The 22636-nt window shown below is 40.6% G+C and carries 13 protein-coding genes; 5 read left to right on the forward strand and 8 right to left on the reverse strand.

What is annotated here, in order from left to right; translation table 11 throughout:
* Positions 1–29: 29 nt before the first annotated feature.
* Positions 30–2564, forward strand: a complete 2535-nt coding sequence (locus tag QE382_RS20930) for an OstA-like protein (RefSeq protein WP_307187615.1) — start codon at positions 30–32, stop codon at positions 2562–2564.
* A gap of 162 nt (positions 2565–2726) precedes the next feature.
* On the opposite strand, the gene QE382_RS20935 is transcribed toward QE382_RS20930, so the two are convergent.
* The 4 genes from QE382_RS20935 to QE382_RS20950 form a co-directional block, all read right to left on the reverse strand.
* Positions 2727–3302: a non-canonical purine NTP diphosphatase gene (locus QE382_RS20935; protein WP_307187616.1), complete on the reverse strand. Its 576-nt coding sequence runs from the start codon at positions 3300–3302 to the stop codon at positions 2727–2729.
* Positions 3303–3534: 232 nt separating this feature from the next.
* Positions 3535–4194, reverse strand: coding sequence for a hypothetical protein (locus QE382_RS20940; RefSeq protein WP_307187617.1), 660 nt, complete (start codon positions 4192–4194; stop codon positions 3535–3537).
* Positions 4195–4283: 89 nt separating this feature from the next.
* Complete coding sequence (locus QE382_RS20945; protein ID WP_046674101.1) at positions 4284–5264, reverse strand: deoxyhypusine synthase family protein; 981 nt, start codon at positions 5262–5264, stop codon at positions 4284–4286.
* Between the two features lie 337 nt (positions 5265–5601).
* Entirely contained in the window at positions 5602–6699 is a 1098-nt protein-coding gene (locus QE382_RS20950) for a mandelate racemase/muconate lactonizing enzyme family protein (RefSeq protein WP_307187618.1), read from the reverse strand.
* A gap of 306 nt (positions 6700–7005) precedes the next feature.
* On the opposite strand from QE382_RS20950, the gene gltB reads away from it, so the two are divergent.
* Positions 7006–11520, forward strand: coding sequence for a glutamate synthase large subunit (gene gltB / locus QE382_RS20955; protein WP_307187619.1), 4515 nt, complete (start codon positions 7006–7008; stop codon positions 11518–11520).
* Between the two features lie 17 nt (positions 11521–11537).
* On the forward strand, positions 11538–12998 hold the full coding sequence (locus tag QE382_RS20960; RefSeq protein ID WP_307187620.1) for a glutamate synthase subunit beta: 1461 nt from the start codon (positions 11538–11540) through the stop codon (positions 12996–12998).
* Positions 12999–13149: 151 nt separating this feature from the next.
* On the opposite strand, the gene QE382_RS20965 is transcribed toward QE382_RS20960, so the two are convergent.
* On the reverse strand, positions 13150–14442 hold the full coding sequence (locus QE382_RS20965) for an esterase-like activity of phytase family protein (protein WP_307187621.1): 1293 nt from the start codon (positions 14440–14442) through the stop codon (positions 13150–13152).
* Positions 14443–14788: 346 nt separating this feature from the next.
* On the opposite strand from QE382_RS20965, the gene QE382_RS20970 reads away from it, so the two are divergent.
* The gene (locus QE382_RS20970) at positions 14789–17830 is read left to right on the forward strand and encodes a DUF2135 domain-containing protein (protein ID WP_307187622.1); all 3042 of its coding nucleotides are present in this window, start codon (positions 14789–14791) and stop codon (positions 17828–17830) included.
* Positions 17831–17968: 138 nt separating this feature from the next.
* Here the strand turns inward: QE382_RS20970 and QE382_RS20975 are convergent, their stop codons facing one another.
* The 3 genes from QE382_RS20975 to tgt all read right to left on the reverse strand — a co-directional run bounded on the left by QE382_RS20975 (position 17969) and on the right by tgt (position 21213).
* On the reverse strand, positions 17969–18880 hold the full coding sequence (locus QE382_RS20975) for a DMT family transporter (RefSeq protein WP_307187623.1): 912 nt from the start codon (positions 18878–18880) through the stop codon (positions 17969–17971).
* 97 nt (positions 18881–18977) lie between these two features.
* Positions 18978–20054, reverse strand: coding sequence for an LptF/LptG family permease (locus QE382_RS20980; protein ID WP_307188046.1), 1077 nt, complete (start codon positions 20052–20054; stop codon positions 18978–18980).
* Between the two features lie 28 nt (positions 20055–20082).
* Entirely contained in the window at positions 20083–21213 is a 1131-nt protein-coding gene (gene tgt / locus QE382_RS20985; protein ID WP_307187624.1) for a tRNA guanosine(34) transglycosylase Tgt, read from the reverse strand.
* Between the two features lie 276 nt (positions 21214–21489).
* On the opposite strand from tgt, the gene QE382_RS20990 reads away from it, so the two are divergent.
* On the forward strand, positions 21490–22632 hold the full coding sequence (locus tag QE382_RS20990) for a glycosyltransferase (protein WP_307187625.1): 1143 nt from the start codon (positions 21490–21492) through the stop codon (positions 22630–22632).
* The last annotated feature ends 4 nt before the right edge of the window (positions 22633–22636 follow it).

Consider the following 22636-nt stretch of genomic DNA (forward strand, 5'->3'; position numbering starts at 1 on the left):
TAGCAATTAAAATCCATATTTTTGCCCATGTGAAACAATACATTTATACACTTATTGTATTTATTTTAACTGGCTTGTCAGTCCAAGCACAGAAACAGGATGAGCTAAAGCTTCTTTCATCATCCCATATTATTACTGGAAAAGACGGCAATATTTTGTTTTACCGTCCAGTCTATGAACATGTGGGTTCAACGCTATCCTCAGATAGTGGCTATTTGCATAAAGACAACATTGGCAGACAATTTTTTGAAGCCTTTGGAAACGTAATCATTACTCAACCCGACGGTACACAGATATTTTCCAATAAATTACATTATGAAGCAGCCATGCAACTCGCTACACTTACGGGAGCAGTTCGCATGGTCAGCACCAACGGCTCCATACTGACGACCGACCACCTTGTCTATAATATGCGAAGTAAAATCGGTAATTATTACAGTGGTGGGCGTATTCTATCAGGAAGCGATACAATTACAAGCCAGCGGGCCACTTATTTCGAAAATACAGGGGAATCTTATTTCAATCAAAAAGTTGTGGTTCGATCAACCAATGTAAAAGTCTACACAGACTCCATGAAGTACAATGGCAATACACGTATTACCGAATTCTATGGCCCTACTAATATCAAAGGAAATAAGGGGGAAAACTTATATACTGAAAAAGGCCGATATCACATGGCAACAGGCCAAGCCTATTTTTCTAAAAATAATCTCTACACGGAAGGAACAAAGTTTCTCAAGGGCGATAGTCTATTCTACGATAGGCAAGTGGGAATAGGGAAAGCCGTAAAAAACGTGGTCTTTGTTGACACCTTAGACAAATTTTATGCCTACGGCGGATTTGGCTTGTACAATGGAAGGAACGAATCCATCACAATGACTGATAAGCCGTTGATCATTTCGGTTGTCAAAAAAGATTCAACACAAAAAGATTCTGTATCTTCTTTGTCCCTTGCTCCACAAAAGCCAGAGCAAGAACTCAAAAAAGAGACTAAAGAGTTAAAGGAAATTGATAAAGATAGACAGAAAGATAAGCTCAAATCAACTAAGACCGCATCTGAAGGAATTGTCGAAGAAAAGGATCATCGGGGTAAAAACATAAACAGCAGCAAAAAGGAACAGTTAAAGTCTAACGCACAAGTAGATTCTGTCTTTATGACCGCCGATACGTTGTTCTCACAAATTATATTGCGCAGAGACTATATTCCCAAAGATTTCAAATTGGATCGCGAAGGTGGGGCTATTGAGGATGACAACGAGGTCGATTATGGTGAGCAGGATTCCAGTTCAACAACAGTTGATTCCACGGGTACATTAGAAAATATAAAAGATAACCTTCACAAGGAAATCGACAGTTTGCATAAAAAAGACAACGGCAAACCGGTTCTTGAAAAGAGCATTAAAAAAGTACAAGATACTCTAACAAATAAGAAACCGATTGCAGCAAAGAAAACACCAGCTATTGTAGGTGATCAAAACAAGATAGAAATTGAAAAAAACCTTAAAGCTGATAGTGTATTGCGCAAAAAAGCGATCATCCCGAAAGGCGGTGAATCCGATAAACTGATGGGTGCAGCTTTAAAAAACGCCCAACAGGGTAATCGGGATTCTCTCACCCAGGATACGGCTAAAACGCGGATTATAAAGGCATATTATAATGCTCGATTATTTAAATCTGATTTGCAGGCCGTAGCGGATTCTATGTATTATGGTATGCAAGATTCCATGTTCAGACTGATGGGGAAACCAATGATGTGGGCCGAAAACTCACAAATCTCAGGAGATACCATATTCCTACAAGTAAAGAATCAAAAATTAGACAATTCACTGCTCGTGGGAAATGCTTTTATGGTTAACGCAACCAGTGACTCTCTCAAATTTAATCAGATCAAAGGCCGAAAAATCACAAGTTTTTTTACCAATAACCGCATGGAACGCCTTTTCGTTGATGGTAATGCGGAAAACATATTCTACAATATTGATGAGAAGACCAATGTAACCACAGAGCTTGTCCATGACCGTAGCAGCCGCTTCAAGATCTTGATGGAAGACAATAAGCTAAAAGAATACGTATCAATTCGGAAAGTGGATGGAAAAGTCTATCCTATTGCTGAAGTCACGGCCGACAAGGAGTTTCTTCCGAATTTCACGTGGCGCCCGGAAGATCGACCGAAATCTAAAGACGATTTATTAAATCGAAAAAGGGATCTTTCAAAAGCTTCATTTACGGTTCCTACTGCGCCAGAAGGTGAGGAATCAGGGACAATGAAATCTATAAAAAAAGGGGATAAAACTACTACCAATCAAAAGGATACTGTAAAAAAGGCAGATTTGAACGAGAGTAGCGAGAAAGGAAAAGATTTAAATCCTACATCCGAAAATAATAAAACGAACATTGCAAAGTCAACAGTCAAACCGGTTGAAACGACAGTCAAAACGAACGGAGCGCAGCCAAATACAAAAACTGCAGCCGACAAAGCAACTGCAAAGTCCGACTCAACAACAAATAAATCGGCGATAATACCGGCGCAAGATAGTACACAGACAAAAGTAAAAGCTAAATAACCGCCAATACCAAATCGCACAAAAAAGGCAGCGCAAAACAAATTGTTTTGCGCTGCCTTTTGTTATTTAAGGCGATCTGTTGATCCTATCAGATGCGCCAATTCCTCATTTCAGATAATAAGAAATATCTATTTATAATTCAAACGAGATCGTTATTATCGCTTACTTCGTTTTTAAATATGTAGCAAGTTTACCCACAGCAATCGCACGATGGCTTATGCTGTTTTTTTCCTCTGCTGACATCTCCGCAAAAGTCTTGTCATAGCCATTAGGGATAAAGATGGGGTCATAACCAAAACCATCAACACCTCTACGTTCCGTAATAATTTTACCTTCAATACTTCCCTCAAAAAAGTGCTGCTGCTCATTCAAATACAATGAAATAACAGTTTTGAATCTCGCTGTACGATTGGGGTTATCACCTAAATTTTCTAAGACAAGATCAATATTCTTTTCCATATCCCTCGATCCTGAATAACGTGCCGAATAAACTCCCGGTTCACCGTTTAATGCATCTATCTCCAATCCGGAATCATCACCAAAGCAGTAAAGACCATATTTATTCACCAAATAGTCTGTTTTCTGTTGTGCATTCTCCTGAAATGTTACGCCTGTTTCCGGAATATCATCCTGACAGTCAATATCGTTTAAACTCTTAATGACAAAAGCATTTCCCACAATTGCTTGGACTTCTTCCAGTTTATGGGTATTATTGGTGGCAAACACAAGTTCTAGCATCTTCTATTTATTTTGATATCCCATCAAAAATATGCAATCTTATCCACATTAACATTCCCACGCCCATATTTGACAAAAAACCACTCCACCCAATCTTTTGATAAGGAATAGGCAGTTTTATACGTTTTGTAGCCATAAACTACAAATATCCGATTGATAGAAGGAAAAAATGGTATAATTGGATTAGTCTAAGATCCGAAAGATCTAGGATTCGGAACAGGTGCCGCGGGAGTTAAGAACCAATAAAGGTCTTAAATTCGTTCCAGAATAGTTTCTTTTTATTCACATCGGCAAACATCTCCTCAAAGCTGAAGGTATTGAAAACTGTAGCAATACGACCCTTCATATACGAATTATGGGCAATGAAAGGCAATTTTAAGGATGCCGGCTCTACACCCAACAATATAATCTTAGTAGGCTTAAAAAACTGCATGATACGCTTAAAATCATTCGGATTATGTGAATTGGCCAAATTAAGTACCGCAACCGTCTCTTTCGTCAGTTTTAAGGCACCAATTGTCTTCTCAAAAGCATCGAGGGCTGCTGGCGAGAAGTAAGGATACTGCTCATAACGTAAAATAAAGAGTATACCTTGTTCTTTACTTCCCTGATAGATAAACTCACCACCCAATACCTCCAGATGATTAACAGTATTGCCGTCCCTGCCGGACTCAATAGCTACAGCGGCTTTCTCTGCACCTAAGCCCACCGCCACATACGAGGTGTCCTTCATTTCCGATGGTACTTGTACAACAGCTTCCACATGAGTACTGTTTTCCTCTGGCATAGGATGTGCAGATATATCGCCTTGAAAATCAAAACCATTTCCAAAGATGGTTTCATCCATTAAGGCCTGAAGTGCAACGGGATTATCTGTTATAAGATTGCTCATTGGGAAAAGAAATATTAGCCAACAAAGATAAAGAAGAATAAGGAAAAGAAAAAGGAGCGAAAATCGCTCCTTTCTGTATGTCAAAAAGATTAATGACCTAAGATATACGAGAAAATCAATGGTGCAACGATCGTCGCGTCAGATTCTACAATAAATTTAGGTGTATCAATATCTAATTTACCCCAAGTTATTTTCTCGTTTGGAACAGCGCCTGAGTAAGAACCATACGAAGTTGTTGAGTCAGAGATCTGACAGAAATAAGCCCAGAAAGGTACTTCTTCCCATTCAAGATCCTGATACATCATCGGAACGACACAAATTGGGAAGTCACCAGAAATACCACCGGCAATTTGGAAAAATCCAACACCTTTACCTGCAGAGTTGTTACGGTACCATTCTGTTAAGTAAATCATATACTCGATACCCGACTTCACCGTACTCGCCTTCAATTTACCTTTAATCACATTGGATGCGAAGATGTTACCTGTGGTTGAATCTTCCCAACCCGGACATACAATCGGTAAATTTTTCTCAGCAGCAGCAACAATCCACGAATCTTTTGGGTCGATTTCATAATATTGTTCCAATACACCAGAGTTAACAACCTGATAAAGAAACTCATGTGGTAAGTAACGCTCACCTTTAGCCTCAGCAGCATGCCAAACATCTTCAAGATGCTTCTGCAAGCGACGGAAAGCTTCCTCTTCCGGAATACAAGTATCTGTAACACGATTATAGTGATTATCCAATAGCTCTCTTTCTTGCTCAGCTGTCAAATCTCTATAATTCGGGATTCTTTTGTAGTGTGAGTGTGCCACAAGGTTCATCACATCCTCTTCCAAATTAGCACCAGTACAAGAAATAAAGTGTACTTTATCTTGACGGATCATTTCTGCCAAAGAAACACCCAATTCAGCGGTAGACATTGCACCTCCCAAAGAGATCAACATTTTTCCACCATCCAATAGATGTTCCTCGTAACCTTTAGCAGCATCTACTAATGCCGCTGCGTTAAAGTGACGGTAATTATGCTCAATAAATTGAGAAATAGGTCCTTTTTGAGTACTCATGATATTTTCTAACTTTTATAAAATAATAAGTACCGCAAAGGTACTGAATATAATCTATTTTCGCTCCGATCGAGATTCAAAACGCGTATAGGCCACATTTTTTTAACAAATGTAAAAAGAATGGTATCCCATGGCTGCAATTATATACGTGAGACTTCACCTTCAATCGAGGTCTGTTTAGCCTATGGCTTTTTATAAAGGCCAAATGTATACCTACTTTTTCAACAACTTAGAGAAAAATAAATAGGCCGCTACCAAAAAGATAACGATAATAATCAAGACAATAATCTCTTGTATCCCTATTCCCCAGTTCATACTATTCATCATTTACTACAATTTAAATAATCCATTTCTCACAACGGTCTAAGAACCCTTGGTCTATATCTGCCCCGATTCCAATTTGGTCTGAGATATGTATTTTGTATCCGTCATATTGAATACCACCGATAACAGGATCTTCCAGATGGCCAACCATACATGTGTCCAGATCAAAAAACTTGACATTTGGGGCAGCATACGCGAAATGTACCTTAGCAGCCAAAGCCAAGCGAGATTCCAGCATTCCTCCTATCATACAAGTAATGCCGTATTCCGCGGCAATATGATTAATTTTTAAGGCCTCTTGAATACCTCCTGATTTCGAAAATTTAATATTGATATAATCGCAAGCATCAGCTTTACAGAGACGCTCTGCGTCATGGTGAGAATAAACAGATTCATCTGCCATCACGGGAACAATAGTTTCTGTGCGCAATTGCGGTAAATATTCGTCATCCCAGGTACGCATTGGTTGTTCACAAAATTGTATCTTAAAAGGTTCCAGCCCCTGCAAAGCTTCTATTGCCCCCGCATAAGACCAGCCTTGATTTGCGTCCACGCGAATAGGCATTTCGAATCCAACAGCCTTACGTATTTCACGAATGCGTGCAATATCCGTTTTTGGCTCCTTCCCCAGTTTAACTTTCAACATGACCGCACCTTCGTCCTGTAAACGCTTTGCCTTCAGCGCCATCTCTTCGGGAGACGCAATTCCTAAAGTGATATCTGTCGTAATCTCTCGTTTCGTTCCTTTTAGAAACTGATAAAGCGGTAGACCAGCATGTTTGGCGGCCAAATCATACAAGGCCATATCAAAAGCCGATTTGATCGTTTTGTTACCGGCAATATACAAATCCAATTCAGCCAAACGCTCTTCTATGGCCAAAGGATCGCGCCCCTTCCAGATCTTTGCAAAATCTCTTGCCAGAACTAAGCAAGTATCTTGTGTTTCTCCAACGATCATCGGAAAGGCAGAACATTCGCCCACACCATATATATTGGCATCGGTATATATACGTATAAAAGTATTTTGCGCATAGTCCATTGTCCCTGTCGCAATGACAAACGGTTCCATAGGAATGCTTAATCGATAAATTTCAATTTCAGTTATTTTCATCTTATTCTCTTTAGTTAAGCCATAGCGATACCATATAAAGGATATGCAATACTTTGCCTAATTTATATATATTATCGCAATCTTGAGATGCATTTTCCATATCCAATATAAAAATATTGCCAAATGATGCATATTTCAGGTACGCGTAAACAGCTATCAACAGTCGCAATCATTAAATACAATATCAGCAATAAAACACACTAAAAGAAGTAATAAAATTAAATTAAACACATTTTCATTATAATTTTTATAATATTTAAGTTTTTTATTCCTATATTAGCAATTATAATTATTTGAAAAGGAAAGATGATCGAACAAAGACCGAAAACGGAGGGCCTTTACGACCCTAATTTTGAGCATGACGCCTGTGGGGTAGGCTTTGTTGCCCATATCAAAGGGAATAAATCACACGCACAAGTAAAAGATGCATTGACCATGCTGGAGAATATGGAGCACCGGGGTGCATGCGGTTGTGATCCAGAAAGTGGTGACGGAGCAGGTATCATGATCCAACTTCCGCATGAATTTTTATGGGAAGAATGTATCAGCTTAGGTATACAATTGGAGGAGCCAGGTTATTATGGCACAGGTATGGTTTTTCTTCCTAAAGAAGAAGGCATGAACAAAATATGTCGGGATTTAATTGAAGAAGCGGCAGTAGAAAGAGGTATGAAATTCCTTGGTTACCGTCCAGTACCTGTCAATCGTGAAGGTATTGGACCAACAGCGCTCAGTGCGGAACCCGAGATTGTCCAATTTTTTGTCAGCAGACCGGACGGCGTTTCAAACACTGAAGAATTTGAACGCAAGCTTTTTGTCCTACGTCGCCTGATCATCCAAAAAGTTAAACAACAACAAGAATACCCTCTCCCGCTTTACTTTGCATCCCTTTCTTGCAAAACAATTATTTACAAAGGCCAATTAACAACATACCAGGTCGGAACCTATTATCTCGATTTACGCGATCCTCGTGTAGTATCTGCTTTCGGATTAGTTCACTCTCGTTTTTCAACCAATACATTCCCTTCATGGTCACTCGCACAACCTTTCCGTATGCTGGCACACAATGGCGAGATAAACACCCTGACAGGTAACCTCAATTGGTTTTACGCAGGCATGCGTGCATTGTCGTCGCCTTACTTCACAGAAGAGGAAATGGAAATCTTGCTTCCTGTTGTAGACCGTGGTCAATCAGACTCTGCATGTCTCGATAATGTTGCCGAATTGCTTTTACATAGCGGTCGTAGCCTCACCCATGTCATGTTAATGCTGGTTCCTGAAGCTTGGGATGGCAATACACAAATGGATCCGTTAAAACGTGCTTTTTACGAATATCACGCCACATTAATGGAACCTTGGGATGGTCCTGCAGCGCTTTGTTTTACCGATGGTAAACACATTGGGGCTACACTAGACCGTAACGGACTACGCCCGCTGCGCTATGCCGTCACTTCTGACGACCGCGTGGTTGTTGCTTCTGAAGCTGGTGCACTGCCGATCGACGAATCTACCATCATCAAAAAAGGCCGCCAACAAGCAGGTAAGATTTTTCTTGTCGACATGGAGCAAGGCCGTATCCTTACCGATAAAGAAGTAAAAGATCAATTGATCAATCAACAACCCTACAGCGATTGGTTGGACAATTACAAAATCAAGCTGGAAGAATTGGAAGAACCCCGTGTAACCTACACCTATCTTTCCAAAGATTCCGTTTTCAAATATCAAAAAACATTTGGTTTCTCCCGAGAGGATTTGGAAACCATCCTGACCCCAATGGCGTTGACAGGATACGAACCGACAGGTTCCATGGGGTCCGATGTTCCGCTGGCCATTCTTTCCGATCAACCACAGCATATCTCAAGTTATTTTAAGCAATTCTTTGCCCAAGTAACCAATCCACCAATTGATCCGATTCGCGAACGTTTGGTCATGAGTTTAGCAACATTTATCGGTAACGCAGGAAATATCCTAATCGAAGACAAGAAATTCTGTCACTGCGTAACCTTACCGCATCCGATCTTGACCTCCAAAGAACTGGAGAAATTACGTTCGATCGATACCGGGTTATTTCAGGCGAAAACCATTCAGTCTTACTTCCGCTCGGATGGCAAACCTGGGGCGTTAGAAGCAGGTTTAGAGCGCCTGTGTCGCTATGCGGATGATGCTGTCCGTGATGGTTTTGAAGTCTTAATCCTTTCGGATCGCGCAATCGACTCCAAACACGCTGCGATCCCCTCTTTACTCGCTGTATCAGCTGTACATCACCACTTGATCAAAACAGGTAACCGTGGTGCAGTTGGATTAGTGGTCGAAGCCGGTGATGCTTGGGAAGTGCACCATTTTGCCTGCCTATTGGCGTTCGGTGCAACAGCGATCAACCCTTATATGGCACTGGCAAGCATCCGTACCATGAAGGAACAAAACACGTTGGATACCGAACTAACTTGGCCGGAACTATCCAAAAATTACGTCAAAGCCGTTAACAATGGTTTGTTGAAGATTTTCTCCAAAATGGGGATCTCCACATTGCAATCCTACCACGGAGCACAGATCTTCGAGGTACTCGGCATCGACAAATCCGTCGTTGATAAATTTTTCTGCGGAGCAGTCTCACGTATCGGTGGCATGACATTAGATGATCTTGCCAAAGAAGCCCTTTCAAAACACTGGCGTGGATTCGAAAAAAGCCGTACCCCACAAAATCTATTGCCAGAAGGTGGTATTTACCAATGGAAACGCCGCGGTGAAGGGCACCTTTGGAATCCAGACACCATCCACCTCTTACAACAGGCCTGTCGCACTGGAGACTATGCGACCTATAAAAAATACGCGCAGAAAATCAATGAGCAAAAAGAACACATGTTTACCCTTCGTGGATTACTGGACTTTGCAAAACATCGCAATTCTATTCCATTGGAGCAAGTAGAACCTGCTAGTGAAATTCTAAAACGTTTCGCAACCGGCGCGATGTCCTTTGGATCAATTTCCCACGAAGCGCATAGCACCCTTGCCATCGCCATGAACCGTATCGGAGCAAAATCCAATACCGGTGAAGGTGGAGAGGATGAACTGCGTTATAAACCCCTCCCAAATGGAGATTCCATGCGTTCGGCAATAAAACAGGTGGCTTCGGCTCGTTTCGGGGTAACTTCAAACTATCTGACACAAGCGGACGAACTACAAATCAAAATGGCCCAAGGTGCCAAACCAGGTGAAGGTGGTCAATTACCAGGCCCCAAAGTGGATGCCTGGATCGCGAAAACGCGGCATTCAACACCCGGTGTAGGGCTAATCTCACCACCACCCCATCACGATATTTACTCCATCGAAGATTTAGCCCAGCTGATCTTTGACCTAAAAAATGCTAACCGTCAAGCAAGAATCAACGTAAAATTGGTCTCTAAAGCTGGTGTTGGTACCATTGCTGCAGGAGTTGCAAAAGCCCATGCCGACGTCATTCTCATTGCAGGTTTTGATGGTGGTACAGGTGCATCTCCAATCAGTTCAATCAAGCATGCTGGACTACCTTGGGAATTAGGCCTTGCAGAAGCGCATCAAACACTTGTTAAAAACAAATTGCGCAGCCGCGTCGTATTACAAGCGGACGGCCAGGTAAAAACAGGTCGCGACATCATCATCGCTACACTATTGGGCGCTGAGGAATGGGGCGTATCGACAGCAGCATTGGTTGCCGGCGGCTGTATCATGATGCGTAAATGCCATCTTAATACATGTCCCGTAGGTGTTGCAACCCAAGATCCAGAACTGCGTAAATTATTCTCTGGAAAACCAGAAGATATTGTCAACTTATTTACCTTCCTTGCAGAGGAGGTCCGTGAAACAATGGCTTATCTAGGCTTCCGCACCATCAACGAAATGGTGGGACGAGCCCAGTTCTTAAAAAAACGTGAAAATATAGATCATTGGAAAGCAAAGAAAATTGACTTTACCGACATCTTGCACGTGGAACGCAACGAGCCAGGACAATCACTATACAATACCGAAGAGCAGGATCACGGTATGGCCATGATCTTGGATTGGGGCTTATTAAAACAGTCTAAATTAGCTCTTGAGAGCAAAACTCCTGTGTTTGGCACCTTTAAAGTCAAAAATACAGACCGTACGATCGGAACAATGTTGTCCAATGAAATTTCAAAACTCTACGGTTCTGAAGGCCTGCCTGATAATACCATCAATTTCAAATTTGAAGGTTCGGCCGGACAAAGTTTCGGTGCATTTTCAACAAAGGGTCTTTCATTTGAATTACAAGGTGAAGCCAACGATTATGTTGGAAAAGGGCTATCAGGAGCTCAGCTAGCCATCTATCCAGTTGCAGAAAGTGCTCTCGTACCGGAAGATAATATCATTATCGGAAACGTTGCACTATTTGGAGCAACATCCGGACATCTATTCGTCAACGGACAGGCCGGCGAACGCTTCGCTGTACGTAACTCGGGTGCAACAGCTGTAGTTGAGGGTGTTGGTGACCATGGCTGTGAGTACATGACTGGAGGTCGTGCACTGATCTTAGGGGCAACGGGGCGTAACTTTGCTGCCGGAATGAGCGGCGGTATCGCGTGGATCTACGACATTAACGAAGATTTCCGCGACAATTGTAATCAAGAAATGGTTGACTTAGATCCATTGGAAAGTGAAGACGAAACCGCAATTATTGCGTTGTTAAAACGTCATATCTTGCTTACCAATAGTCGCAGGGCAGATTTTATTTTACAAAACTGGTCAAGAGAAAAAAATAAATTCATTAAGGTATTCCCAAGAGAATACAAAAATGTCATTCGTCAAAAATTAGTTGAAGCATAATATAGGAAGCACAAATCATGGGAAAAATTACAGGTTTTAAAGAATTTGAGCGCGTGCTTCCAACAAAAGAAGCTGTCGAAGCACGCGTACAACACTTCAAGGAATTTAACAAAGGTTATTCTGAGAACGAACTTAATAAGCAGGCTGCGCGCTGTATGGACTGCGGTATTCCATTCTGTCACTCAGGCTGTCCATTGGGCAATGTTATCCCTGAATTTAATGATGCTGTATACGATGGAAAATGGGAAGAGGCCTATCAGATTTTATCCTCCACCAATAACTTCCCTGAATTTACAGGCAGAATATGTCCGGCACCATGCGAATCGGCCTGTGTACTGGGTATACATAGTACTCCGATCACTATTGAAGAGATTGAGAAACATATTATTGAGATCGCTTTCAAAAAAGGCTATGTCAAAGCGCACAAAAGTTATTTAAAAACAGGCAAACGCGTTGCTGTGATCGGCTCTGGTCCTGCAGGACTCGCCGCTGCAGCACAGCTTAACAAAGCAGGACACGATGTTGTCGTCTTCGAACGTGATGATCAGGTCGGAGGATTACTACGCTACGGTATTCCAGATTTTAAATTAGAAAAATCAGTGATTGATCGTCGTATCAACCTCATGAAAGAATCTGGAATCGAATTCAAGGTGAATACAGAAGTTGGCAAAGATACAAGTATTTACGAACTAAAAGCTTATGACGCTATTGTATTGGCAACAGGCTCTACCGTTCCATGGCACATGCAATTACCGGGACATGATGCCAAAGGTATCCATTTTGCCATGGACTTTTTGACCCAACAAAATAAAGAAGTAAGCGGAATGACGATCGAACAGGACCGAATCCTGGCAACAGACAAACATGTTGTCGTCATCGGCGACGGTGACACTGGATCAGACTGTATCGGCACATCCAACCGGCACCGTGCAAAAAGTATCACACAGATTGCCCGTAAACCAACGCCATCTAAAGAAAGGCTAAAGAGTAATCCCTGGCCAATGGATAAGCTTACATTTGGTACATCCTCTTCGCAGGAAGAAGGCTGTGAAAGACTTTGGGCTACAGAAACCCAGGAATTTGTCCAAGACGAAAATGGTCATATTAAGGGAGTAAAAATCAAGGAAGTTCAATACGAAGTTGATGAATTTGGAAAAAGAACCCGCTTAGGAGAATCCGAGATCCGTGAAATACCGGCAGACCTCGTATTACTGGCTATTGGTTATCAACATACTGAACATACGCTCTTAGAACAGTTAGGTGTTCGTGTAGATGAAAAAGGAAATATCCTTGCAAATGACAAAGACTACCAAACGACAATTGATAATATCTTTACAGCCGGAGACTGCCGTAAAGGCCAATCGCTTGTTGTTTGGGCCATCTCTGAAGGACGCGAATGTGCTCGAAAAGTCGATGAATACCTAATGGGTTATTCAGAGCTTGAAAGCAAAGACTTCCTGACCACAATAAATGCTTAAAAATAGGCCGTGCTCAACAGAGAGTTCATACAAGTGGTACATCAAGCCATCGTATAATCTTTAGCGATAAGAGCAAAAGCGTGAACAGTATAAAATTATAAAAAGGTCCGTTGAGAATTCAACGGACCTTTTTATAATCAGTCATTAGTTCCTATTTCAGTGGGTCCTTAAGTTTAACAAAATAAATGCTGTTTTTATCTACAGTCTTTATGTAAGGTAATATTTTCGACTCATAGAAACCTTTTCCGGTTACCCCAAAATCATCATCATTACATACCGCAATCAGGGATGGATTAATAACAGCCAAGCCTTCTGCTTTATCATGCGGATACAATTCCTTGATGTCAGTCATTAAATCGGCTACCAACGTTTTATTGACTGGTTTAATATTATATTTAGCCAATGTAGCCGCGTCTTTGAGTTCCTCGACAGTTTTACCGTCAAATAATTTCCCGTTTGCGGTATTATTCGCATCTGAGATATCTGTTGCGCCAGAAAGATCTATTTTATAAATTCTCTTAAATACAGTAGAACGAGTTGCTTCTGTCGCGTATTCCCCATCACGTTCCAAGACAATAAATGTTGAATTGCTCACGGCAGCGATTTCACTCACAGCCTGCAAATCGGTACGCTCCATCATATAGACATATTGTTTCGTGGTGCCGCTCGCAATATCCAGCGTAACAATACGGATTGCCAATGAATTTTTAATCGCATCTTTAGATGGATTATACAGTGGAAATTGCATAATTCCGACCAGTGTTTTACCATCTGGTGTAAGCGTCAATCCTTCCATTCCGCGATTAGGACGACGTTTGGCAAATACCAAAGGCAACTTTTTACCCGTAGACCATGGATTAATCCGTTCGATTTCTTTTCCCGAAACGTCAAAATGAACAATATGTGGTCCATATTCGTCACTGACCCACCAAGAACCATCCGCAGCCCTTGCTAGTCCCTCGGAATCGATTCCATCCTCACTTTTCCCTAGATCTTTACCATCAACACCCAATGCTTTTTCCCCAGAACCACCCTTTCCTTCAGGATTTGGCAGACCATTCAATTTCACGCCATCTTTATTTTTTAATTCGATAACAGACTCCAATGTTAGTGTATTATCCTTTAACCTAAATTTACCGATCTGTGGTGCAAATGTTGGCGAAGCAAATACTTTGCTATCACTTTCAGTTCCATCAATATTCGGTCCCCGATCAGTTAAAAGATAAAATATGGATTTATCAGTAGGATCTTGAACCATCGATGACCCATAGCCTCCATTATACACTTTTACACCATTAATATCACTTAATACTTTTGGATCTGTTGCTATTGCCTTTTGGGGATAGGTCAATTCCACAATCGGGTCAATAATCTGCGACACATCATCTTTACTACATGAAGCACATAATAGGGCCAACGCCAATACACTGTATATTTTTTTCATCTGTCTAAATTTTTCAAATAATGCTTACTGTTATCTATATTCCGGACACGTTCAACTAGTTAAATTTCATCCTTATCGTCTTGCTTAGGCTATAACACAGCAGGTTTTGTCTACACAATCCATGCGCAGTGGGCAACCCAACGGTATTGCAAACATAAAAGCCAAATATTAGCCAATGATTAACATAAGTTTAAATAAACTGCATCAACCGTAAAAAACACGGTATAAAAATTAATTATCCTCGATTATGGAATTTTGAATTTTCCTGCATCACTACAAAAATATAAGCTAATTGTGCCGCGAACCATTGATGTATTCACGGACCTCACCTACTAAACATAAAAAGATGAAAAAGATCATAATTGCCCTTTTCATAATTTTGGTATTTTCCAATGTGGATACGAAATCTCAGATCAGAACTACAAGAGAGATACCGAGTTTAAAAATTAAAAACGACGATGGTCGGCAAGACAACGTAGTGTTGGCAGACCTCAAAGTAGAGGTTGCCATCTTCGGAAATATCGCCAAAACGACGATGACAATGGTGTTTGAAAATAAAACCAATCGCGATCTCGAGGGCGAACTGACATTCCCTATGCCCGAAGGTGTCTCCGTGAGCGGCTACGCCTTAGATATCAACGGCAAATTACGACAAGCAGTTCCAGTCGATAAGAATAAAGGAACCGAAGTATTTGAAAGTATAGAAACACGCCGCATTGATCCGGGTTTATTGGAAAAAGTCGAAGGAAATAATTTCCGAACTCGAATTTACCCTTTACCAGCGAATGGTAAACGGACTATTCAGATCAGTTATTCCGAAAATCTAATTACGGAATCCGATCAGGCACGTTATTACTATTTGCCGTTAACTTACACCGCTGCCATTCGTAACTTTGCCTTAGATATTCATGTCTTTCAGGACAGCCATAAACCAGATTTCACAGAAAAACCAGATGGTTCTCTAGCATTCTCCAAACACAACAACAACTACACAGCTTCTTTACGTAAACAACATTTTCAATCCAAACGGAATCTGGTCATTCTACTGCCAACAGACAGCAAAGAGTCATTGGGCTTATTTCAAACAAATCATGATAAGACTTTTTATTTTCTAGCCAATGCAAGCATCAATTCAGTGAAACCTACTCAGAAAAAATGGGACGAAAATATAGGAATTATTTGGGATCGTTCACTGAGTGGTAAAAATAGAGATATCGAAAAGGAACTTGCCTTATTAGATCTCTTTTTTAAAGAGAACCCTAACATGCGTGTTGAAATGGGCCTATTGGATATTCAATTCGTAAAAGGGCCGACGTTTCAAGTTAAACAAGGTAACTGGGATGAGCTTAAAAGTTACATCAAACGAATGGATTACGATGGCGGTACAGATTATAGTCAACTAAAGACCGGTGTAATACAGGCCAGCGATTACCTGCTGTTTACCGACGGACTTTCCACATTTGGCCAAAGTGAAATGAGCCTCGAAAATCCCGTTTATTGCATTACTTCGTCCAGTGGATCCGACTACGGTATCCTAAAAGAGATTGCTCAGAAACATACCGGAAAGATGATCAATTTGACCAATGTTTCCATAAATCAAGCCTACCACAATCTAAATACGATCGATCTTCTTTACTTGGGAATAAAGGAGCACAATGATTTCGATGAAGTTTACCCTAAGAAAGGAACCCCTATACAAGCCAATTTTTCTATTGCTGGAATAGGAAAACACCTAGGATTGAAGCAGCTCACATTACTTGTAGGAGATGGACAACATACCCCAAAAGAAGTAAGCATAGCGCTGCATCAAGATCATGGTGAAATTGACCTGCAGCAGATCTGGGCACAAAAGAAAATCGAAGCATTGGACTTTCAATACGACAATAATCGTGAGGAAATAGAAACCCTGGGTAAACAGTTCGGAATCGTGACGCGAAATACCAGCCTGATTGTACTGGAAACTGTAGAAGATTACGTACGTTATGCAATAACACCTCCAGCAGAGTTACTTCCGCAATTTAATGCACTCAAAAAAGAACATGCTATCGAACGTGCAGAGCGTGTAGCAAATCTCTTAGATAAGGCCGAAAATAGTGCAGAACAACTTCGCTCCTGGTGGAATACAGAATTCCGGGCAAAAAAGAAATATCCACAACGGGACACGCCAATTGAGCCCACAGACTATATGGCTGTCGAAGAGATCGCCACCGGAGTTGTTCCTGTTACACCTATTCCGTCACGTGCTTCAGCCATTTCTGTCGCGACAGCACGAGTCGAACAATTGAGATCATCAGATGCTACCAGCGAAAAAAGAATCTCAGTCGTTGGCAATTCAAATACCGCCAAGGCCGCAACAAGCGAATTAGCAATGGCGACTGCATCCGACGACGTTCTTCAGGAATCCGTTGTTGTTCAATCTTTGGAAGAACCTGTAGCGGGCGTAACAGCGGGTAACAGCATCAACAACATCCGTGGAAAAATCAGCATACCCGACATTAAAGAAGATAAGGCCTATCTTAAAGAACTCGATCAATCCAATGATCCCTACAAAAGCTACCTCCAACTTCGGAACCAATACATGGGAACACCAACTTTCTATTTTGATGTCGCAAATTTCTTCTATAAAAGAGGAAATAAACAAAAAGCCTTATTAATCCTAAGCGCACTGGCTGACTTGCAGATCGAAAATGCCGATCTCTATAAAACCATTTCATACAAACTGCGCGAATGGGGAGATTACGACAATGCACTATTCATTACAGCTAAGGTATTAAAATGGCGTCCTATGGATCCTCAAAGTCACCGAGATTATGCCCTTGTGCTACAGGACAAAGGGATGTTCAAAGAAGCATTGAAACAATTGTATGGTATTTTAACGCAGAGCTACTCGCCCGAGGCAGCCGATCGCGATGAGGGCATCGAAGAAACATTGGTTATGGAAATCAATAATCTCATTAAGGCAAACAAATCGGCAGGCTCCACCCTAGGAGTGGACAAAAAATTGATTGCAGACCTACCGGTTGACATTCGAGTTGTTATCAACTGGAATTCGCAAAACACGGATATCGACCTTTGGGTAACTGATCCAAATCAAGAAAAATGCTTTTATAGTAATCCTGCCACAGCCATTGGAGGAAGACTCAGCAATGACTTCACCGGAGGATATGGACCAGAACAATTTTTATTGAAAAAAGCATTGAAGGGAACATACAAAATTGAGGTAGATTTCTATAATGACAATTCACTCACGCTAGCTGGTCCTGCAGCAGTCATGGCTGAAATCTACACCTACTATAGCAGTGGAAAGCAGGAACGAAAAATTGTTACGATTTATCTTGACCGTGATAAAGAGCGCAATGTAGGGGTTGGTGAATTTTCATTCCAATAGATCAACAGCGACAGCAGATGATCTAAAGTCAAATGAATCCGTTGAAAATTGAATCTATGAAACGATGCTGTAAAGGGAGACGTCTAAAGTCACATGAATCGGGTGCTGTCCAAAAAGATTGGATAGCACCTGATTTAATTAATGCAATTTACGGATAACCAAATCCTTTTGCCTATTCTCCAATTTGGTTTTCACATAAGGGTAAGTGAAGACCGCTCCTAATACAATACAGGCTCCAACATAAAACCCGCCACTCATGGTTTCTTTCTGCCCAAAAATCAGCATCGCAAGCAGAATACCATAAACCGGCTCTAAATTCGTCGTTAATGCGACTGTAAAAGCCGATAGTTCCTTCATGACAGCTACGCCCATGACATAAGCCACAGCGGTACAAACCACGCCCAACAACAAAAGAAAAATTAAATCCTGTTGCCCCAAACGCATTTCAGCATTAAAATCGCCCGTAAATAACATGAATATGCTGATCCAGAAGCATGCGCCCAGCATCTCGTAAAATGTAATCAATGTTGGACTTGATTTTTTAACCATCCGCGCATTGGCAATTGAAAATATACTCGCACAAAAAGCGCAGCCAAGTCCAGCCAGCAGCCCCACTAGATAATGCGTTTCAAAAGAAAAGATCGTATAAATACCGATAATAATGACTAGTCCCACTACAATGTCCAAACGCGCGATGCGCTTATTATTCACAATAGGTTCCAATATTGCCGTAAATAATGTCACCGAGGATAGTGTAACCAATGTCACTGATACAGTAGACACTTTGATTGAATAAAAGAATAGTACCCAATGCAGGCCAACAACGGCCCCCACCATAAAAAACTGGAAAAATTGTCTCCTCGAAACTACAATCGATTGTTTAGTTACCAAGAAATAGATCAGCAGAGCAATAGACGCTATTGCAACACGATACCATACCAAATGAAGGGCAGATACGGAGATCAGACTCCCCAAAATTCCGGTAAATCCCCAAATAAGTATTGTTAAATGCAGAATTAGAATATTCCGATTTAATTTAATTTTAGTCATATTCTCTAGAATACATGTGTATAGAAATGATGAGCAATACCTACTATTTCCCTTAATAAGGCAAGCTCACTGAAGTTATTGAAAACTGAACAAAAATTTATTTTGGCGCTTTAATCGCCAGATATATTGCTACCAAAAAGAAGGTAACATTTGGAATTAATACGGCTATCAACGGTGGTAGTCCCCCTTTCAAAGAAAACATAGTTGCAAACTGTATAAAGACGATATACGTAAAACTTAACGCGATACCGATACCCAGACTCAATCCTATCCCCCCACGCACTTTCTTGGAGGATAGTGCCACACCCATCAAGGTCAGTACAAAAGCCGAAAATGGATACACATAACGCTTGTATTTCTCAAGCAATAAATCGTTCATGACGCCGGTACCACGGATCTCCTCTTTACGGATACGAATATTTAATTCGTGTGTATCCATAGCAGTAAACATATTATCACGCACCTCAAAATCCGAAGGTTTCATATCTAAGGTAGTGTCTTTAACAGTACCTTTTTCCATGCGTTCATGCAATCCATTGATAATACGATTGGTATACCCTTCAATCTTCCACTTCGTGGCCACTGAGTCCCAAGTAATACGGTCAGCCATCATTTTTTCTTTAAGCGTATCCCCCTTAAAAATTTCAAGAACAAATCCGTAACCTGTTTTGGTCGTATTATCAAAATTGTCTATATACACATAGCTGTCTTTGTCCAATTGCATGTGAGTAGAAACCCTCGAGTTATCCTTGGGTGGCTTTACGTAGATATTTTCAAAATCAACCTTCATCTTATTAGTATTCGGAATGATAAAGATGTTGAATACCAAAGAAATAGCAAATATCAGGGTTGCAGCGATCATGTAGGGACGAAGCAAGCGGTTGAAGCTATACCCGGCACTTAGAATCGGTACAATTTCAGTTTGATCCGCCATCTTCGATGTGAAGAAAATAACGGCAATGAAATTAATCAGCGGGCAAAGGAAGTTCAAATAAAAAGGAATAAACCCAGCATAGTACTCAAAAATAATCTTATCGAGTGGTGCATGATACTTCAAAAAATCATCCAATCGTTCGGACACGTCGAAAACCACCATGACAACAGTAAATATGGCCATAGTGAATAAAAAAGTACTTAGATACTTTTTGATGATGTAACGATCGATTAACGACAGCATTTTTTTAAACTTGAGCTATTTAGTTTTACAAACGTTGATCCAATATTTTCACCATTTTGTTTTTCCAATCGTAGAAAGTTCCATCAATGATTCGCTCCCTAGCCTGATTCACCAACCAAAGGTAAAAATGTAAATTATGTAAAGAAGCAATTTGTGCTCCCAAAATTTCTTGTGATTTAATTAAGTGCCGTAGATACGCTTTGGTATAAAATTGATCTGCGTGCAAGTCGCTTTCCGCTTCTATCGGCGAAAAGTCATCTTTCCACTTTTCATTTTTGATATTAATAATACCGTTTTGCGTAAAAAGCATACCATTTCTAGCATTACGTGTTGGCATGACACAATCAAACATATCCACACCAAGCGCTATGTTTTCAAGAATATTAACCGGCGTTCCTACGCCCATTAAATAACGTGGCTTGTCATGTGGCAAGATGTCACAGACAACCTCGGTCATCGCGTACATTTCTTCCGCAGGTTCACCCACCGACAGCCCACCAATTGCATTCCCATCACGATTAAATGAGGCAATAGTCTCTGCAGATTTCATCCTTAAATCTTTATAAACAGAACCTTGAACAATTGGAAACAAAGTTTGATCATAGCCATAAAGCGGATCTGTACTATCAAAACGATCTACACAACGCTTCAGCCAACGATGCGTCATATCCAAAGAACGACGTGCATAATTATAATCACACGGATACGGTGTACACTCATCAAATGCCATAATGATATCCGCACCGATAATACGTTGCGTATCCATGACATTTTCTGGTGTAAAGAGATGCTTTGATCCATCAATATGAGAGCGAAAGGTAACCCCCTCTTCTTTAATCTTACGTACTTCAGTCAATGAATACACCTGATAACCACCCGAATCGGTCAAAATAGGACCATCCCAACCATTAAACTTGTGCAATCCACCCGCTTTATTCAATACATTCAATCCTGGTCTTAAATACAAATGATAGGTATTACCCAAAATAATCTGCGCTTCAATATCATTCTTCAATTCATGTTGATGAATTGCCTTCACTGTACCTGCCGTACCAACAGGCATAAAAATAGGTGTTTGAATGGGACCGTGTGCAGTTTCGACAACACCTGCACGTGCTTTAGACAATTTATCTTGTGCTTGTAGCGTAAATTTCATTAATATTTTTCCTCTGAGACTATTTCTGTTTTAAAAGATGATTTGCCAGAAAGATGGCGCTATAAGTATTTGCCTACAACTAATCACAAGTTCATTATCAATTGTTTATAGCTTTAAAAACTACGACAACCTACCTTATACCCACCTAAATTCGGATTCATCCCTAGAATACGTTGCAAAAATACTATAAAAAGATTTGCAAACAGGCTGTTTCAAAAATAAATTATCATTTTTCAGCTGTAAAAAAGTTGTGGAAAGCACTTATCTTTGTGAGCTATGCTTGACCTTCACGTATTTTTGGCCAATCTCCCCTATATTGCTTTCGGAGTATTGGGCCTTTTTCTATGTATACAATTATACTACATCTTATTTGTATATAGTAAATTGAGCCGTTATCAAATTGAACCAGTACAAGAAGAAACGGAATTCCCGCCGCTATCCGTAATTATTTGTGCACACAATGAACAGGATAATATCGCCCAATTCCTCCCGGAGATAATGCATCAAGATTATCCTAATTTTGAAGTAATCGTTGTCAATGATTTTTCGACAGACAATACGCCTTGGATATTACATGAATTCGAAGCAAAATATCCACATTTAAAAGTTGTCGATATCAAAGAACATATCCGCTTAAAACATGGTAAAAAGTTTGCCGTAAGTATGGGTATCAAGGCTTCAAAACACCAGATACTGGTGTTTACTGATGCCGACTGTGCACCATCATCCAATCAATGGCTTAAAGAAGTCGCAGCCGCTTTCAGGCCTGAAACAGAAATTGTGCTCGGCTATTCCCCATATTTTAAGAAAAGAAGTTTATTAAATCTATTGATTCGATTTGAAACCAGTCATACGGCCATGAGTTATTTCGCCTATGCCCTGAAGGGGGATGCTTATATGGGAGTCGGTCGGAATATGGCTTACAAAAAAGATCTTTTCTTTCGAAACAAAGGGTTTGCAGCCCACATGCATATTAAATCTGGCGATGATGATCTCTTTGTCAACCAAAATGCAAATCCGGTCAATGTCAACATCGTACTGTCGGCAGAATCCATTGTCTATTCGGAACCCAAAACGACTTGGAAAAGCTACTACAAACAAAAAGCAAGGCATTCAGGTGCATCTACTATTTATAAAAAACGTCATCAACGCATGCTGGGGACCCAGCTGCTATCCGCATTCCTTTTTTACATATCGGTCATTGCGACCACAGTTGCTTTCCCAATGTATTGGTATGTACCTTTGAGTGCCTACCTCATTCGGCTTATTGCACAATGGATAGTATTTAACAACATCTATAAAAAACTAGCAGTAAAGGAACTGATTTGGTGGTTGCCTTTGGTAGACTTCATCTACTATTTCTATATTTGCATCAATGGTATGTTCAGCCGAAAAAAGAAAAAAATAAGCTGGAAATAGTTCA

This window comes from Sphingobacterium zeae, from assembly GCF_030818895.1.
Classification (GTDB): Bacteria; Bacteroidota; Bacteroidia; order Sphingobacteriales; family Sphingobacteriaceae; genus Sphingobacterium; species Sphingobacterium zeae.

Coding starts and splice junctions, on each gene's coding strand:
- QE382_RS20935 (WP_307187616.1), bottom strand. CDS start 3,302: ATGCTAGAACTTGTGTTTGCCACCAATAATACCCATAAACTGGAAGAA.
- QE382_RS20940 (WP_307187617.1), bottom strand. CDS start 4,194: ATGAGCAATCTTATAACAGATAATCCCGTTGCACTTCAGGCCTTAATG.
- QE382_RS20945 (WP_046674101.1), bottom strand. CDS start 5,264: ATGAGTACTCAAAAAGGACCTATTTCTCAATTTATTGAGCATAATTAC.
- QE382_RS20950 (WP_307187618.1), bottom strand. CDS start 6,699: ATGAAAATAACTGAAATTGAAATTTATCGATTAAGCATTCCTATGGAA.
- gltB (WP_307187619.1), top strand. CDS start 7,006: ATGATCGAACAAAGACCGAAAACGGAGGGCCTTTACGACCCTAATTTT.
- QE382_RS20960 (WP_307187620.1), top strand. CDS start 11,538: ATGGGAAAAATTACAGGTTTTAAAGAATTTGAGCGCGTGCTTCCAACA.
- QE382_RS20965 (WP_307187621.1), bottom strand. CDS start 14,442: ATGAAAAAAATATACAGTGTATTGGCGTTGGCCCTATTATGTGCTTCA.
- QE382_RS20970 (WP_307187622.1), top strand. CDS start 14,789: ATGAAAAAGATCATAATTGCCCTTTTCATAATTTTGGTATTTTCCAAT.
- QE382_RS20975 (WP_307187623.1), bottom strand. CDS start 18,880: ATGACTAAAATTAAATTAAATCGGAATATTCTAATTCTGCATTTAACA.
- tgt (WP_307187624.1), bottom strand. CDS start 21,213: ATGAAATTTACGCTACAAGCACAAGATAAATTGTCTAAAGCACGTGCA.
- QE382_RS20990 (WP_307187625.1), top strand. CDS start 21,490: ATGCTTGACCTTCACGTATTTTTGGCCAATCTCCCCTATATTGCTTTC.